This is a genomic window from Synechococcus sp. CCY9202 (assembly GCF_034931685.1).
Taxonomy (GTDB): Bacteria; Cyanobacteriota; Cyanobacteriia; order PCC-6307; family Cyanobiaceae; genus CBW1002.
The window spans coordinates 1-16,501 of the sequence record NZ_JAYGID010000054.1 but is presented as its reverse complement, the minus strand read 5'-3'; the positions used below and the strand labels follow the sequence as shown (position 1 = coordinate 16,501).

General features: G+C 63.1%; 11 protein-coding genes, 1 tRNA gene and 1 pseudogene. 4 read left to right on the top strand and 9 right to left on the bottom strand.

The genetic code is table 11. The annotated features are described in order from the left end of the window. A pseudogene (locus tag VB777_RS08090) lies at positions 1-121 on the top strand (IS1595 family transposase); the annotation flags it as partial. A gap of 256 nt (positions 122-377) precedes the next feature. On the opposite strand, the gene VB777_RS08085 reads toward VB777_RS08090, so the two are convergent. The 4 genes from VB777_RS08085 to VB777_RS08070 form a co-directional block, all read right to left on the bottom strand. Next, on the bottom strand, positions 378-1,793 hold the full coding sequence (locus VB777_RS08085; RefSeq protein WP_323248210.1) for a calcium-binding protein: 1,416 nt from the start codon (positions 1,791-1,793) through the stop codon (positions 378-380). Positions 1,794-1,989: 196 nt separating this feature from the next. Beyond that, the gene (locus tag VB777_RS08080) at positions 1,990-3,057 is read right to left on the bottom strand and encodes an HlyD family secretion protein (RefSeq protein WP_323248208.1); all 1,068 of its coding nucleotides are present in this window, start codon (positions 3,055-3,057) and stop codon (positions 1,990-1,992) included. Positions 3,058-3,158: 101 nt separating this feature from the next. Beyond that, positions 3,159-6,110 (bottom strand): peptidase domain-containing ABC transporter, encoded by a 2,952-nt coding sequence (locus VB777_RS08075; RefSeq protein WP_323248206.1) that lies wholly within the window; start codon positions 6,108-6,110, stop codon positions 3,159-3,161. Then, positions 6,107-6,841: a peptidylprolyl isomerase gene (locus VB777_RS08070; protein ID WP_323248204.1), complete on the bottom strand. Its 735-nt coding sequence runs from the start codon at positions 6,839-6,841 to the stop codon at positions 6,107-6,109. Before VB777_RS08070 ends, VB777_RS08075 begins: the two co-directional genes overlap by 4 nt. A gap of 172 nt (positions 6,842-7,013) precedes the next feature. Here VB777_RS08070 and VB777_RS08065 point away from each other — a divergent pair. Further along, a tRNA-Gly gene (locus tag VB777_RS08065) sits at positions 7,014-7,085 on the top strand. Positions 7,086-7,091: 6 nt separating this feature from the next. Here the strand turns inward: VB777_RS08065 and VB777_RS08060 are convergent. After that, positions 7,092-7,553, bottom strand: coding sequence for a GNAT family N-acetyltransferase (locus VB777_RS08060; RefSeq protein WP_322757835.1), 462 nt, complete (start codon positions 7,551-7,553; stop codon positions 7,092-7,094). A 119-nt stretch (positions 7,554-7,672) separates the two neighbouring features. Between VB777_RS08060 and VB777_RS08055 the strand changes: the two genes are divergently transcribed. Beyond that, complete coding sequence (locus tag VB777_RS08055) at positions 7,673-9,427, top strand: glycosyltransferase family 4 protein (protein WP_322757836.1); 1,755 nt, start codon at positions 7,673-7,675, stop codon at positions 9,425-9,427. A gap of 10 nt (positions 9,428-9,437) precedes the next feature. Next, the gene (gene secA, locus VB777_RS08050) at positions 9,438-12,323 is read left to right on the top strand and encodes a preprotein translocase subunit SecA (RefSeq protein ID WP_197157573.1); all 2,886 of its coding nucleotides are present in this window, start codon (positions 9,438-9,440) and stop codon (positions 12,321-12,323) included. On the opposite strand, the gene VB777_RS08045 is transcribed toward secA, so the two are convergent. From VB777_RS08045 to VB777_RS08030, 4 genes are read right to left on the bottom strand one after another with little or no spacing between them, the layout of a single operon-like run. Next, on the bottom strand, positions 12,274-13,725 hold the full coding sequence (locus tag VB777_RS08045) for an ABC transporter ATP-binding protein (RefSeq protein ID WP_323248202.1): 1,452 nt from the start codon (positions 13,723-13,725) through the stop codon (positions 12,274-12,276). The two genes, secA and VB777_RS08045, sit on opposite strands and share 50 nt — an antisense overlap. A 5-nt stretch (positions 13,726-13,730) precedes the next feature. Further along, positions 13,731-14,558 (bottom strand): ABC transporter permease, encoded by an 828-nt coding sequence (locus tag VB777_RS08040; protein WP_197157577.1) that lies wholly within the window; start codon positions 14,556-14,558, stop codon positions 13,731-13,733. Between the two features lie 23 nt (positions 14,559-14,581). Then, on the bottom strand, positions 14,582-15,322 hold the full coding sequence (gene cysE / locus VB777_RS08035; protein ID WP_197157579.1) for a serine O-acetyltransferase: 741 nt from the start codon (positions 15,320-15,322) through the stop codon (positions 14,582-14,584). Between the two features lie 24 nt (positions 15,323-15,346). After that, positions 15,347-16,342 (bottom strand): GntR family transcriptional regulator, encoded by a 996-nt coding sequence (locus tag VB777_RS08030; RefSeq protein WP_197157580.1) that lies wholly within the window; start codon positions 16,340-16,342, stop codon positions 15,347-15,349. Positions 16,343-16,501: the final 159 nt, after the last annotated feature.

Here is a 16,501-nt window from a genome sequence, read left to right as displayed (position 1 = left end):
CACTTACCGTTTCAACCGGCGCTTCAATCTTTCGGCGATGACAGACCGGGTGGTTCATGCCGTCTGTATCTGCACCGCACGTCCCGAGCGTCTCCTCAGGAGAGCGGAGCTTGCTACCTAATCAAGTGGAAGGTTGTTGCGGCCGAGTCTGAGCCAGGAAGAGTCGAAAAAGCCATCGCAATGCATTGGCGCTGAATATGTTGGTTATTCTACACTTTTGCGACAGTCTTGTCCACCTCAAGGGTGCTGCTGCTGCCCGCAACTCAGAGAAAGCACGCATGGCCATGGCGACCCAGCACCTAGCACAAGAAAAAAGCCCCTCCGAAGAGGGGCCCAAAAACGTTCCAGAAGCTTTGCAACCCGCAGAGGGGTTGAAATCAGATGAAGTTCGCCTGAGAGAAGGTAGTTGTGAACGCTACATTGGTGAGGACCACCAGATTATTGGTGTATCCGTCAGGGCCAGCAAGGAACGGACCTTCGTCTTGGGCCGTACCAATCAGAACATCGCTGCCACCAGAATTGAAGGTGAAGTTATCCAGATCGGCGTTGTAGGAGCCGCGGATGGCGTAGTTTTGGTTATCATTAAAGTTGACAGAGAAGACACCCTGTCCACCGGCGAAGTCGGTGAGCACAACGCCAGGATCAAAGACGTTGACGTTGTTGGCAATCACGTTGGTTCCGGCCGCAGCATCCCAATCGGTGATGATGTCAACCCTCGTGTCCTCGAGCTCAACTCCAATGGTATAGATGTTGCCGCCAACCGAGACATTGACGAAACTACCATCGGCAGTGTCGCTGGAGTTGTAGCGGAACTGGTTGCTGCCGGTGCCGCCGGAGAGGATGTCAGCGTCTTCGCCACCCACGAGGATGTCGTTCAGATCACCGCCGAGGAGCGTGTCGCGACCATAACCACCGAAGAGGCTGTCAGCGCCATCACCACCCACGAGGAAGTCGTTGCCACCGAGGCCCTTGATGTAATCATTGCCGGCTTCGCCGAAGATGTCGTCACCAGCGCCGTAGTCGCCGAAATAATCTCCACCGGCACCGACGATGTAATCGTTGCCTTCGCCACCGAAGATCAGCAGGCCGGTGCTCGAACGGCCTGCGAAGATGTAGTCATCGCCATCACCACCTTCAACGACGGAGCCAGCGAAGGAGGCATCAACGTCGAGGGTAATGTAATCATTACCCAGGTTGCCGCCGATGACGGTATTGTTGATGTTGTCGTTGCGATCGGAATCAACCGAGATGTAGTCATCACCCTGGCCGCCAAAGATGGACGATCCGTTGATGTTGACCGAACCATAGTCGCCATCGACGATCACCCAGTCATTGCCGAGGTTGCCATTGAGCAGGGTGCTCTGGATGGGGCCGACATACAGTTGGTCATCGCCTTGACCACCATTGATGGTGGAAGCAATGGCGGCAATACCGAGCTGGTTATTGCCGATCACATCATCACCCATGTTGCCGCTGATCAGGCCAGCGGACCAGATATTTCCGAAGAAATCATCGGTGAGGATGTTCTGGGTGATCAGATCGTTGCCCTGACCACCGCGGATGGTGGAAAGATTCTGAGAGCCCTCGAAGGCAATGAAATCATCGCCACCCTCGCCATTGGCTTCAAAGTTGGTGGAGGCGTTGGGCAGATCAATGATGACGACTGAATCAGCACCTTCAGTACCCTGGAAGGTGGTTGCCGCTGAAGCGGATCCGGGAAGGGTGGTAAAAGCCACAGTGGTTTTCTGGGTTGCAGGAACGCTGATGAACTGTACGCTTAAAAGCGCATCCATGCCAGTTTATCAGTGCCTTGATCGGCCGGCAAGCAGGCTGGCACAGTCACGAGGGGCCAGAGAGATCGCTGTCGTCGCAAGGGTTTTGACTGACGGGCCTCGACCGGCGGAGCCACGGGTGATTGAGTCCACTGTTCGTGGATTCACACATTACAACGGAGTCTCATCTGGCGCAATTGATCAGGACTGCGCCCTGTCAGATGCGCCGGATGCTGTTGGCCTTGTCGCGGAAGGTGCCGAGCAGGAGCTCCAGGTAGGAAACCTTACGGAGTTTGATGTTCGCTTCCACCGACATCCCCACCTGCAGGGGCAGATCTTTGCCATCGCGCGCCTTCAGCCCCTGACTGGCGAGGCTGATTTTGGCTGGATAGCGATAGCTGGACGCCGCCTCCCCGGATTTGTTCGGATCCGGAGGCAGGGCATCGGAGCCGATCTGGCGCACCTCGCCCTTGAGAGAGCCGAAATCAGAGGCTGGGTAGGAGTCGACGCTGATCTCCACGGGCATTCCCACTTGCACAAAGCCAATGTCGCGGCTGCTGATCTCAGCACGAACCTCCAGATCTTTCTGCGGCACCACCGTGAGGATGGGCTCTGTGCCCTGGGCGGCAAAGCCAACCGATTTGGGCTTGAGGTTGAACACCACTCCATCGACAGGGGAACGAATCTCCTGGTAGCGCAGCGTGGTGCTGGCCTCGACCAGATCGCTGCGGAGTTGTTCAAGGGCGGCACGCAACTGCTGCGTTTGCTGATCGAGCACCGCCTGCTGCCGCAGACGCTCGATGCGATTCTGCATCAGTCGGCCGTGGGTCTCCTTGACCTTGTTCTGCTGCTGTAAAAACTGCAGCTCGGCAGAGGCACCCTCACGAGCCAGCTGCTCAAAGCGATTCATGATTTCCGTATCGAGCCTCAGATTATTGCTGAGCATGTCGGCTTCGGCTGCATTGAGCTCGAGGTAGCGCTGCAGCTCCTTCTGCTTCAGATTTAATTCTCTCTGCTTGAGGTTGATAGCCTCCTGCAAGGAATTCACCTGCTGGCGGCTGGTTTTCTGGTCGAGTTGAATCAAAACCTGGCCCGCTTTCACCGCTTGGCCCTCCTTCACCAGAATATCGGCGGCGACTCCGCCCAGAGGCATCTGGATCTCCCGCACGGCACCGATCGGCTCAAGACTGCCCGGTGCGATCACCACTTCATCGGTGCGGGCCAGGGCCAGCCATCCCACAGCAAACACGGTTGTGCTCACCAGACTCAGGCTGACGGCGTGCATCCAGCGTCGTGATTGACGCAAGGCTGCAGCGTTGGCGGGTTGCTCAGGTGCCGACAGGTGCCCAGAGTTGGTGTTGCCTTTGCGTTGATCGAGATGGATCATCAACCTGCCTCCTGCTGACGATAAAGCGCGTAGTAGCGGCCCCGCAATGCCATCAACTCATCGTGGGTGCCCGTCTCCACGATCGCCCCCTGATGCATCATCACAATCAGATCGGCACGACGGATCGTTGAAAGACGGTGCGTGATGAAGAACACCGTGCAATCGTGCAGGGCTTCGACCAGGTTGTCGCACACCCTGCGCTCGGTGTCGTAATCCAGGGCACTGGTGGCTTCATCCATCACCAGCAATTTCGGGCGGCTCAGCAGGGTGCGTGCGATGGCGATGCGCTGGCGTTGGCCTCCGCTCAGACCAGCGCCCCGCTCTCCGACCGGGGAGCTGTAACCACTGGGGAGGTCCATGATGAACTCGTGGGCGCAGGCCAGCTGGGCGGCTTGAACCAGGGCATCGCTCTCGGCATCGGGCTGCGTCAAAGCGATATTTTCAGCGACCGTTCCAGAGAACAAGAGGGGATCCTGCGGCACAATGCCAATCTGACGGCGAAGCGAATAGAGTTCTACCTTGTCGATGTCGTAATTGTCGATCAGAATACGGCCTTCATCTGCGTTATAAAGACGAGGCAACAACTTCATCAACGTACTCTTGCCGCTGCCGCTCTGACCCACAATGCCCACAAAGGTTCCGCTTGGGATTGTCAGATCAATATTCTTCAGGACCGGAGGCTGATCGGCGCGAAAGCGGAAGCTCACGTTCTCAAAGACCACATTGCCGCAGATCGGAGGCAGCGGGATCTTGGCCTGATCGGCTTCATCCGATTCCTGGGGCGTGTCAATCACATCAGCCAATCGCTCGAATGAGACTCGAAGTTCCTGAACGGTCTGCCAGATACTGGAAAGCCGCAGAATCGGCTGCGTCACATAGCTGCTCAGAATTCGGAAAGCGATCAGCTGGCCCAGGGTGAGATCTCCACTCAGAACCAGGGTGGCTCCCACCCAGAGCACCAGAAGCTGTGAAATCTTCTGCAGGACCTGGCTCGTCTGGCTGAGGGCCGTGCCCGTAATGGTTTTTTCAAAACTGTGGGCAATGTACTGATCATAAAATTCTTGCCACTTCCAGCGGCTCACCATCTCGACATTCTGGGCTTTCACCGTCTGAACGCCGGTCAGCACTTCCACAAGATGGCTCTGGGTTTTGGCGTTGGACTCTGCAGACTTGCGATATTGCCTGCGAAACAGTGGTGCTCCCAGGACAGTCAGGCCAATCTGGATCGGCAGCACCGACAAGGCCACCAATGTAAGAACCCAGCTGTAGAGCACCATCACAGCGATGTAGATCACCGAAAATGCCGCATCCAGCACGGTGGTGAGGGCCTGGCCCGTCAGAAAATTGCGAATTTTCTCAAGCTCTGCAACACGCGAGCTCAGTTCACCCACGGGCCTGCGATCGAAGTAGTTCAGCGGCAGACGAAGGAGATGGTCGATGATCTCAGCACCCAGGCGCTGGTCGATGCGATTGGTCGTCTCGGTGAAGAGGAAGGTGCGCAGGCTGGTCAGGACCCCCTCGAGCAACGACACCACCAAAAGGGCAATGCCAAGGACCTGCAGGGTGTCAAGACTGCGTTGCCGGATCACCTTGTCGATGATCACCTGAATCAACAGCGGGTTGGCCAGGGTGAACAGCTGCACCACAAAGCTGGCCGCCAGAACCTGCAACAGCACACCCCGGTAGCGCTTCAGTGCCGGCCAGAACCAGGATGGGCCGAACTTCTGCTCCGGGGTGGCGTTGGTTCGATCCACCACCAGCAGAGCGATACCGTCGGGAAACTCCTGCTCCAGCTGCTCGGGTCGCAACTCCACCAGCCCTCTGCTGGGGGATGCCAGGGTCATGCCCCGCGCATGGCTGCGGCGGACCAGGGCAAAGCCTTCCTTCCAGCTGACCAGAGCGGGGGTCTGCAGGCGGGTGCCCTGGCTGGCTGGCACCCTCGTACCCATCACATGAAGGCCCAGGTTGGAAGCCAGCTGGCCGCAGAGCTGCAGATTCGGCTGTTGCCCCCGCCGCAGGGCATCCTGCATCACCTTGTCGATGGCATCGCGCCGGAAGGCCAGCTTCATGTCGAAGGCCAGCATCTGCAGGCAGGCCACCGCCTCCTGGGCTGCCCCGTTGGCCCGGATCAGCTTGCCCCGGGGTTTGCCTGCGAAGCTGAGCTCGCTGACCTGGGGGGATTCCGGTGCCACCTCCGCCGTGATCGGAACGGCCTGGCCAGGGGTTGGCTCGGGTTCCGCCATGGGGGGCTGATCGGGCTGCCGCAGCAGGGTGTCCAGCAATCCCTGCGGCAGGCTGAGCAGGCGCAGACCGAAGGGTCCGGCGGCGTTGGGAAGGGCGGCACCCTCTTCGAGACGGCTGGAGAGGGGGGGACCGCCATCAGCACAGAGGCTGGCCAGAAAAATCTCGCGGCCTTCGGCCCGCAGAGCCTGAATGGCCGGGATCGTGAGGGGAACACTCCGGGCCTCGGCGATGGCCTGCGCCAGGACATCCCGCACCGAGCTGCCGTTCAGAGCCTGACGATGGCTGTGACTGTCGAGCAGCGCAGCCACCTCCGCCCGCCAGACCGTTTCGAGGCACCATTGGCGAAAGCTGGGTTCGGTGCGGTGCAGTTCCAGGATGTGCTGATCGTCCAGACAGGCGGCCAGCAGCTCCGTGGCGGCACTCACCGATTCACAGGGCTCACCCCGCAGCAGCGACACCACACCAACCAGGTCGCCGGGGCCCAGGCGTGAGAGGGTGGTCATCCTTCCCTGCTCACGGCCCAGCAGGCGGGCCTGACCCTGGAGAATCACCATCACCTTGGCGGGAAGAATCCTGCCATCGGTGAGGCTCTGCCCAACGCGGAAACGCACCAGCTTGGCGTGCTCAGCAAGCAGACGCTGGCCCGAGGAGCTCAGATTCTGGAAGGCCGCATGACGCTGCAGACTTGAGGCTGGGGTGAGGGTCATACGGTGGGGACCGGAGAGGCCGCCGTGAGATTAGTGAGTCTAAGGCTGGTCTCAGAGTCGATCCATTGTTCGAACAGCTCCCGCGCCATGCGATCCGCCATGGCCTCGTCGAACCTGGCCGGCCGGTAGCTCTCCAGGCGAAGGATCAACCACCACTTCTCGAGACGAAAGGGCTCGTGCAGGATCCCCTTCGAGGTGGTGCGCAGGCGCTCGGCCAGAGCCGGATGCGCCTGGGTGAGAGGGACAGGGCCGACCAAGCCTCTGGCTGCCTTTTCGGGACCCTCGGAGTGGGTCGCGGCAAGGTCGGCGAAGCTGGCTTCTTCGTCGGCGATCCTGAGGTAGAGCTCACGGGCCAGATAGGGATCTCCGACCCGGATGAGGCTGTACACCACCTGATCGAGCTGGTTCTTGCGCTCAAGAAAGTGGGACTCGGCCTTGGGAAGAAAATGCTCTCTGACGTAGTGAGAGATCCTCGGTGGCAGGGTCATCTGCCAGGCAAGGGCCTCATCCGAGAGTCCGTTCTGCCTCTGGAATGCCTGCTCCAGGTCAGGGCTGCTGATTCCGTGGCGCTGGTTGAAACGCTGGCGGGATTGCTCCAGCTCCCTATCCTCAAGCTGGACGGTGCCAATGGTCTCCTCAACCACTTCGCAGCGCACCAATTTCCGCAGCAGATTGTGCCGCTGCAGAAAAGCCAACGTATCCGGCGGAAGGGACAGGATCCTATCACTCATTCCTCAGATCTTAAGCGGCGACTCCCACCAGGCGGCCTCCCCCCCCGACCACTCGCGGCACCGCCTACGGGGTTCGGTCGAGCGTTTGACCGCGCGCCCCCCGGTAGTGCATGATTGGCCCATCGGGAACGCGCCGATCATGTTGGTGTGTGGCTCAAGCCACAGCCAACCTGCGGATGTAGCTCAGTGGTAGAGCATCTCCTTGCCAAGGAGAGGGTCGAGAGTTCGAATCTCTTCATCCGCTTACTGGTCATTTAGTCCACCTGTTGATCTGCTTGATCATCAGTTTTTGCTGTTCATTGGCCTCGAAACCCAGCTTTTCATAGAAACCCTGGCTGTTGGTGGTCATCAGATAGGTGCGTTCGATGCCCGCCAAGCCGGGGGCCTGGATCAGTTCCTCCACGATGCGGCGCCCCAGCCCCAGGCCCTGTTGCTCCTCCGCCACCATCACATCCCAGAGCACGGCCCTGTAGGCCCCATCGCTGGTGGCCCGTCCGAATCCCACCAGACGGCTGCCTGACCAGGCACTGACCACGGCCTGGCTGCCCTGGAGCATGCGGCGCAGCCTCTGGCGATCGCGGCCGCAGGCCCAGAAACTGTGGGTATCGAACAGCCGCTGGAGCTGGCCAATCGCATCGCGGGGTTGCAGGTTGGGACCCAGTCCCCAGCGCAGTCCCGGCGCGCCCGGACGATGGCGGATCAGACGAATCAAGGGTTCACCGGTTCGTTGGAGCGATCGGGTCCTTGGACCGATCGGGAAGCGAGCCGTCCGATCTTCGCCCCACGCTTCTGCTGCAGACTTTCCGACGACCCGCTTGGCCACGCATCAATTTGCCACGCATCGACGAGATCACGCTGTTTCATCCTCCTGGCCGCTTTCCACGCCGCAAGAACCCCTTCGGCAAGGACATCGCCAATGCAGGCCTCTTCGGTGCGCTGGTGCGGCATGGTGCCTACCGCCGGGTCAACGTGCTCAACCAGCCCGGCATCCCCGCAGACCAGATCGCCGCCGATCTCTTCCCTGATCAGAAGGTTCCGCTGACGCTGGAGAGCGGAAGCCTCCTCTCGACCACATTGCCGGCTCGCAGCGGCGTGGTGCTGCGCGGCCAGCCCTACCTGTCCGAGCTGGCCTGGCTGCGCCGCGCCCACGGGCTGGATGGGGACTACAGCCTGGTGGGCCTGATCCATACCATTGCCCCGCCCGCAATCCGGGAAATGATCGGGGCGGCCGCTCTGGCTCCCGTGCACGACTGGGATGCGCTGGTCTGCACCTCGCCGGCGGTGCAGGAGGCCATCACCGCCATGTTCGAGGCCTGGACCGGCCATCTGCACGACCGCTTTGGCGGCCTCCGATCACCTCGGCCCCGTCTCCCGCTGATTCCACTCGGGGTGGACGTGGAGACCATCGCCGCTCAGGCGTCTGCCCCGGCGGCCCGCTCGGAGCTGCGCAGCCGCTGCGGCCTCGACGATGACGCGGTGCTGGTGCTGTGGGTGGGGCGTCTGTCGTTCTTCGAGAAGGCCTTCCCCCAGGCGATGTTCCAGGCGGTGCAGGAGGCGGCCGTCAAGACCGGCCGGCGCCTCGATTTCGCCCTGGTGGGCTGGTATCCCAACGGTGACGACGACCGGCGGCGCTACCACGAGGCGGCTGCCGCCCTGGCGCCTGATGTGCAGATCCACGACCTGGACGGCAACGATCCAGCCGTCGTGGCCCAGGCCTGGGCTGCTGCAGACATCTTCCTCTCCTTGGTGGACAACGTTCAGGAGACCTTCGGGCTGGCGCCTGTGGAGGCCATGGCCGCCGGCCTGCCCGTGGTGGTGAGCGACTGGGACGGCTACCGCTACACCGTGCGCCATGAATCGGAGGGATTCCTGATCCCCACCCTGGGCATGACCGGCTCCGGGCCGGGTGAACTGCTCGCCCATCTCCACAGCTTTTCGCAGGAGACCTATCAGACCTACGTGGGGGCTGTGGCTCAGCACACCGCCGTCCACGTGGGAGAGGCCGCCGCCGCGCTGACCCGTCTGATCGACTCGCCCGAGCTGCGGCGCAGCATGGGCGCCGCCGGGCAGAAGCGTGCCAGGGAGATGTTCTCCTGGCCCGTGGTGGTGAGCCAGTACAACGATCTCTTCGCTGACCTGGCCGAACGGCGCCACCAGGCCCCGCCGCTGCCCCTGCCCCATCCCCATCGGCTGCATCCGCTGCGGGGTGATCCCTTCGCCGACTTCGCCGGCTTCGCCAGCCAGGTGCTCGAGCCGACCCGGCGGCTTCGCTTCCGGCAGGGGATGGGTGCCCATTCCCTGAACAGGATCAGAGGCGTCGAGCTGGATCGGTTTTTTCCCGGCCTGCGAGCCTCCCCCCGGGAGACCCAGCAGATGCTGGAGCTGCTGGCCCGGGCCGAACCGACCATCGGTCTGGACGCCGCAACGATCGAGGCGGCCTTCGCCCCCAACCGCCGGCCGTTCGTGCGCGCCTCCCTGGTGTGGCTCGCCAAGCTCGGCATCCTCGACTGGTTGCCGGTGCAGGCGGACGCAGAGGCGGGCTCTCCAGCCCCGGAGCACCCAGGTAGGGTGCCAAAAGCTCGGTAGGTTCCGGTCCATGCTCAAGCTGCTGCTGGGTGATCCCAATGCCCGCAAGCTGAAGCGCTACCAGCCGATCGTTTCCGATATCAACCTGCTCGAGGAGGAGGTCGCTCCCCTCAGCGACGATGAGCTGCGGGGCCTCACGGCCGAGTTCCGCCAGAAGCTGGAGAACGCCCGCAGCGGCGGCGGCAACCTCGAGGCGGTTCAGAGCCGGGAGCGCAAACTCCTCGACGAGCTTCTGCCCCAGGCCTTCGCGGTGGTACGCGAGGCGGGCAAGCGGGTGCTCGGCATGCGCCACTTCGATGTGCAGCTGATCGGCGGCATGGTGCTGCACGACGGCCAGATCGCCGAGATGAAGACCGGCGAAGGCAAGACCCTGGTGGCCACACTGCCCGCCTACCTCAATGCCCTCACCGGCCGTGGCGTGCACGTGGTGACGGTGAACGACTACCTCGCCCGCCGCGATGCCGAGTGGATGGGGCAGATCCACCGCTTCCTCGGGCTTTCGGTGGGGCTGATCCAGCAGGAGATGGTGCCCACCGAGCGCCGCCGCAACTACGGCTGCGACATCACCTACGCCACCAACAGCGAGCTGGGCTTCGACTACCTGCGCGACAACATGGCCAGCGACATCGCCGAGGTCGTGCAGCGCGAGTTCCACTACTGCGTGATCGACGAGGTCGACTCGATCCTGATCGACGAAGCCCGCACACCGCTGATCATCTCCGGCCAGGTGGAACGGCCCCAGGAGAAGTACCAGAAGGCGGCCGAGGTGGCGGCACGGCTGGTGCGGGCCGCCGAACTCGGCAAAGACGGCATCGATCCAGAGGGGGATTACGAAGTCGACGAAAAACAACGCAGCTGCACCCTCACCGATGAGGGATTCGCCAAGGCCGAGGAGATGCTCGGGGTGAGCGACCTGTTTGACCCGGCCGACCCCTGGGCGCACTACATCAACAACGCCATCAAGGCCAAAGAGCTGTTCATCAAGGATGTGAACTACATCGTGCGCGGCGAGGATGCCGTGATCGTCGATGAGTTCACCGGTCGGGTGATGCCCGGGCGCCGCTGGAGTGACGGCCAGCACCAGGCGATCGAAGCCAAGGAAGGCCTGCCGATTCAGCCGGAAACCCAGACCCTCGCCTCGATCACCTACCAGAACTTCTTCCTTCTCTATCCGCGCCTGGCCGGCATGACCGGCACCGCCAAGACCGAGGAGGTGGAATTCGAGAAAACCTACAAGCTGGAAGTGGCGATCGTGCCGACCAACCGGCCGCGATCGCGGGCCGACTGGACCGATCAGGTGTACAAGAACGAAGCGGCCAAGTGGCGGGCCGTGGCCCTGGAAACAGCTGAGATCCACAAAGCCGGCCGCCCCGTGCTGGTGGGCACCACCAGCGTGGAGAAATCCGAGCTGCTCAGTGCCCTGCTGGCCGAGCAGCGCATCCCCCACAACCTGCTCAACGCCAAGCCTGAGAACGTGGAGCGGGAGGCCGAAATCGTGGCCCAGGCCGGTCGGGCCGGCGCCGTGACCATCGCCACCAACATGGCCGGCCGGGGCACGGACATCATCCTCGGCGGCAACAGCGACTACATGGCACGCCTCAAATTACGCGAGGTGCTGCTCCCTCGACTGGTTCGTCCCGAGGACGGGCACCGGCCGCCGATTCCACTGCAACGCTCCGCCGAAGGCGGTGGTGGCTTCGCCGGCTCGGGCAAGGCCGGCGGCACCCCGGCGGATCCGTTCCAGGCGCCCACCGAGGCCCGCGCCATGGGCAGCCTCTACCCCTGCGAACTCAGCCCCGAAACCGAGCTTGCCCTCTCCAGCCTGGTGAAGGAGCTGGTGTCCGCCTGGGGCGACCGCGCTCTCTCCGTGCTGGAGCTGGAAGACCGCATTGCCCAGGCGGCCGAAAAAGCCCCGACAGACGATCCTCAGATCCAGTTGCTGCGTGAGCGCATCGCCCAGGTCAAGGACGAATACGAGCAGGTGACCAAGCTGGAAGAACAGCAGGTTCGGGAAGCCGGTGGCCTGCATGTGATCGGCACGGAGCGCCATGAATCCAGGCGGGTCGATAATCAACTGCGCGGCCGGGCCGGCCGCCAGGGCGACCCCGGCAGCACGCGCTTCTTCCTCTCGCTGGAAGACAATCTCCTGCGCATCTTCGGGGGCGATCGCGTGGCCGGCCTGATGAATGCCTTCCGGGTGGAGGAGGACATGCCGATCGAATCGGGCATGCTGACCCGCTCCCTGGAAGGGGCTCAGAAAAAGGTCGAAACCTACTACTACGACATCCGCAAGCAGGTCTTCGAATACGACGAGGTGATGAACAATCAGAGGAAAGCTGTTTATACCGAGCGCTACCGCGTTCTTGAGGGGCGTGAACTGAAGCGCCAGGTGATCGGCTACGGCGAGCGTACGATCGATGACATCGTGGAAGCCTATGTGAATCCCGATCTTCCACCGGAGGAATGGGATTTGGGTCGCCTGGTGGACAAGGTGAAGGAATTCATCTACCTGCTCGAAGATCTGCAGCCCACGGATGTGCAGGGCCTTTCAATGGAGGAGTTGAAGTCTTTCCTGCAGGAACAGATGCGCAACGCCTATGACCTGAAGGAAGGCCAGATTGAGCAACAACGTCCCGGCCTGATGCGCGAAGCCGAGCGGTTCTTCATCCTTCAGCAGATCGACACGCTTTGGCGGGAGCATCTGCAGGCCATGGATGCCCTGAGGGAATCCGTGGGTCTGCGCGGCTACGGACAAAAAGATCCCCTGATTGAATACAAGAATGAGGGCTATGACATGTTCCTGGAGATGATGACCCAGATGCGGCGGAACGTCATCTACTCCATGTTCATGTTCCAGCCTCGTATGGAGGCGACAGCAGCTTCGGTGACAGCCTGAGTTCGGGCGGATCGCGCTGGAGCCGGCAGGCGCCGATCACCGTGGTGGCACCGGCTTCGACCACCCGTAAGGCGCGATAATCCACAACCCGGTGCACGAAGCTCTTGCCCTGGCCGTGCAGAGTGAAAATGCCCCCCCCTGCGAAATACAGCCCTGGCCAGAGCCCGCCCTGAAAAGTGAAACGCAGGCTCCAGGCACTGCCGGCAGACCAGGCGAGGCCGGGCTGGGTCATGGCCGCCGTCTGGTGCTCGGGGAAGACCTGACCACTGATCCGCTGGCCCGTATGGCTGGCCAGGTGACAGGCGAAGCTCAGCCCCTGCAGGTCCGTGTCGGCGTGATAGCTGAAGCAGAGGGCAAAGCCTTCACCGAAGGGCAGCACGTTGGCGCGCTGCCCCTCCAGGGTTTCGATCCAGGCGTCGATGATCCTGGCGCCGTGGCTGGGGTAGATCTCGCTGCTCTGGGGCAGCAGGCTGGGATCGAACCAGGCATGCAGGGGTCCGGGTGGAGCCGCGGGCTCGAGGGCCTCGGCCGTTGCTGCAGGACTGCCGGGGAAGCCGCTCGCAGACTGACGCTGCAGCCCCGGCCCCAGCACTGCATCCCATTCCGCGTCGCCGGCGGTGATCAGTCGCTGGTAGAGCACCGTCACCCGGGCCGGCTCCTCCAGGAGACGGGCACGGCCCTTGTGCAACAGAAGAGCCCTGTCGCAGTGCTGCACGATCTGGGGGCAGCTGTGGGTCACCAGCAGCACCGCTGTGCCGTTCTCCTTGAGGCGTTCGAGGTGGGCATAGCACTTTTTCTGGAACAGCTCATCGCCCACTGCCAGGGCCTCGTCCACCACCAGGACATCGGGATCCACGTGGGCCTGCACCGCGAAGGCCAGCCGCACCGCCATGCCGCTGGAGTAGGTCTTCACCGGCTGATCGATGAAGGATCCGATATCTGCGAAGGCCAGGATCCGATCCAGCCGTTGCTCTGTCTCGGCCCGGCTCAGCCCCAGCACCGAGGCATTGAGATACACATTCTCCAGACCGCTGAATTCCGGGTTGAAGCCACTGCCCAGCTCCAGCAACGCCCCCAGCCGGCCGCGCACCCGCACCCTGCCACTGGTGGGGGTGAGGGTGCCGCAGAGAAGTTGCAGCAAGGTGCTTTTGCCGGAGCCGTTGCGGCCCACCACCCCCAGCGTCTGGCCGCGGGCCAGGCGGAAGCTCACCTCCTGCAGAGCCCAGAACGGCTGGTACAGCCGGCGCCTGTCCCCCCAGAAGGCCTGCAGCAGCCGATCACGTGGGTGATTGTAGATGTGGTAACACTTGCTGATACCTTCGACCAGGACGGCGTCGGTGGTCGATTCCGACGGCCGCGTCATCGGCACCTCTGCATCGTGGGTCTGCGGGCTGGAGGTCATGGGAGTCAGAGCACATCGGCGAAGCCGCGCCGCGCCTTCTGGAAGAGACGGAAACTGATTTCGCAGGCCAGCAGGCCCAGCGCCACGCCCAGCACCACGTAGCTGGCGGACGGGGGCCGTCCCTGGATGGCCACGTTGCGGGTCTGCTCGATCACCACAACGAGCGGGTTGAGGCGGAGCAGGGGCTGCCAGCGCAGCGGCAGGGCGCTGAGGGGATAGAACACTGCGCTGAGGAACATCAGCATGCTCACCACGGTGCCCAGCACCTGACCCAGGTCGCGCACGTAGACCCCCAGCGCCGAAAGCAGCCAGCTCAGGGCCAGGCAACCGCTCACCAGGGGCAACCAGATCAGGGGAAGCCACAGCAGGGTTGGAGGAATCGATCCCTGGGCCAGCAGCTCGAACAGGGCCAGCACCACCAGGCTGGTGAGCGCATGGAAGCAGGCCGTGGCCACGCTCACGGCGGCCAGGATCTCAAGGGGAAAGATCACCTTGGTGACCAGATTGGCATTCTCGAGGATCAGCCCGGGCGCCTTGGTCGCGCTTTCCGAGAAGAGGTTGAACACGATCAGCCCGGCAAACAGATTGATCGCGAAACCGAGCGAGCCGGCCTCCTCGAGATCTCCCCAGCGCGCCTGGAACACCTCGGAAAACACGAAGGTGTACACCGCCAGCATCAGCAGTGGCGTGAGAAAACTCCAGCCCCAGCCCAGCAGCGACCCGCGGTAGCGACCCTGCACCTCACGAACGGTGAGGCTCCAGGTGAGTTCCCGCTGCCGCCAGAGGGCGCGCCAGAAGCGCGGGGTGATCCGTCGGTGCCAGCCGGCCTGCATCGCGGCAGGTTACGTGCTGCCGTTCACGGCGACTCGTCGCCAAGAAACTCCAGGATCTCCCGGTCCTTGAGACTCTGGGACAAGCCGCTGCAGGGTTCCCGCAGCGGCCGGCCGGCCGCCACCTCCTGCAGACAGGCCTGCATGCGCGTGAGTTCATTTTCGAGGGTATCGATCCGTTCCATCAGGTTGCGGATCACCCGGGCTTCGGTGTCCGGCAGGGCCGAGTGGGCCAGGGGGTCGATGCGCACGCCGGATTGATGCACCACCCGGCCGGGGATGCCCACAACGGTGCAGTTGGGTTCAACGCTGCGCAGCACCACCGACCCGGCGCCGATGCGGGTGTTGGCCCCCACCGTGATCGCCCCGAGCACCTTGGCGCCGGCCCCTACCACCACATTGTTCTCCAGGGTGGGATGGCGCTTGCCGTGCTCCTTGCCGGTGCCCCCCAGGGTCACCCCCTGATAGAGCAGGCAGTTGTGGCCCACCACGCTGGTTTCGCCGATCACCACGCCCATGCCGTGGTCAATGAAGACGCCCCGGCCGATCCGGGCACCGGGATGGATCTCCACCCCGGTGAGCAGGCGTGAGAGCTGGCTGAACAACCGCGGCAGCAGCGGGACCCCCGCGCCCCAGAGCCGGTGGCTGAGGCGGTGCAGCACCAGGGCGTGGAAGCCGGGGTAGCAGAGCAGGATCTCCAGGGTGCCGCGGGCGGCAGGGTCCCGTTCCTTGATGATCGCCAGATCGGCCCGGATGGCATTCAGCATGGGGAGATCATGCTGCGGCAGCGATCATGCTGCGGCAGACAGCAGGCCGATCTCCTTGCGCAGCTGGTCGATCGTGGCCGCCCCCAGGTAGCTCTGGGCACAGTGCACCACGGGCAGGCGCATCAGCTGGGCCCGATTCTGGCGCAGGGTCTGCTCCACCAGCGGCAGGCTGGGCCGGTCGCAGAGCACATGGCTGGCGGCGCGCAGCAGGGCCAGCAGGCGGCTGCCGGTGTCGGGATTGGCGGTCATCACCAGCAGTTCATTGCCGCGCATGCTGTGCAGGATCACCTCGGCGGCCCTGAGGATCCCCGGGCTGATGCTCACCAGGCCCACGCAGCTGCCGGCCCGCAGCTCCTTGAGCAGGTTGAGTTCGTGGCGGAAGTCGTTGAGGTCCACCGGCACGGCCCGCACGCCATGGCGCTTGGCGATCTCCTCCACCGGTTGCAGGAAATAGCGGCTGGTCACCACCGTGCCGTTGTTGGAGCTCTCCAGCACCGATTCCAGCTCCTCCATCGGCACCACCTCCACCGGCACCTCCAGATTGGGGGCCAGTTCCTCGGCGATCAGATGGGAGGCGCCGATGTCTTCCCGGGGGGTGCTCACCAGCACCCGGGCGCCACAGCGCAGCCGCCAGTCGATCTCGCGGGTGAACAGATCGCGGGCCTGCTGCAGGGTGCAGCCGGCATTGAGCAGTCCATCCACGCTCTGTCGCACCTCCCGGTCGATGTCCGGCAGGACCTTCTGACGCGGACCGGGGGGTAGACGGATCTCGCGGGGGTTCTGCTGGTCGCGCACATAGATGCCGGAGCCGGCCATGGCCTCCACCACGCCATCGTTCTCGAGCTGGCGGTAGACCTTGCTGATCGTGTTGCGGTGCAGGCCCGTCTGCATCGCCAGCTGACGCGTACTCGGCAAGCGGTGGCCGGGTGGGTAATGGCGGGCTGCGATCGCGAAACAGATCTGGTTGTAGAGCTGGGTCGACGCCGGGATATCACTTTCCTGTTGAATGTGGAATCGCACGCCGGAGGGGACAGACCTTTCGCCGGCCACCCTAAGAGTTTGCTGAAAAACCCCGCTTCCTCTGCGAGAATGAGTCAACTGCCCCAGGTTTGATGCGAGGTCAGCAGGAGCGCAGCGGCTCCTTGTTCTCCTACGTCTCGATCGAGGAGCGGATCCCGA

Coding starts and splice junctions, on each gene's coding strand:
- VB777_RS08080 (WP_323248208.1), bottom strand. CDS start 3,057: ATGCACGCCGTCAGCCTGAGTCTGGTGAGCACAACCGTGTTTGCTGTG.
- secA (WP_197157573.1), top strand. CDS start 9,438: ATGCTCAAGCTGCTGCTGGGTGATCCCAATGCCCGCAAGCTGAAGCGC.
- VB777_RS08075 (WP_323248206.1), bottom strand. CDS start 6,110: ATGACCCTCACCCCAGCCTCAAGTCTGCAGCGTCATGCGGCCTTCCAG.
- VB777_RS08040 (WP_197157577.1), bottom strand. CDS start 14,558: ATGCAGGCCGGCTGGCACCGACGGATCACCCCGCGCTTCTGGCGCGCC.
- VB777_RS08070 (WP_323248204.1), bottom strand. CDS start 6,841: ATGAGTGATAGGATCCTGTCCCTTCCGCCGGATACGTTGGCTTTTCTG.
- cysE (WP_197157579.1), bottom strand. CDS start 15,322: ATGCTGAATGCCATCCGGGCCGATCTGGCGATCATCAAGGAACGGGAC.
- VB777_RS08045 (WP_323248202.1), bottom strand. CDS start 13,725: ATGACCTCCAGCCCGCAGACCCACGATGCAGAGGTGCCGATGACGCGG.
- VB777_RS08085 (WP_323248210.1), bottom strand. CDS start 1,793: ATGGATGCGCTTTTAAGCGTACAGTTCATCAGCGTTCCTGCAACCCAG.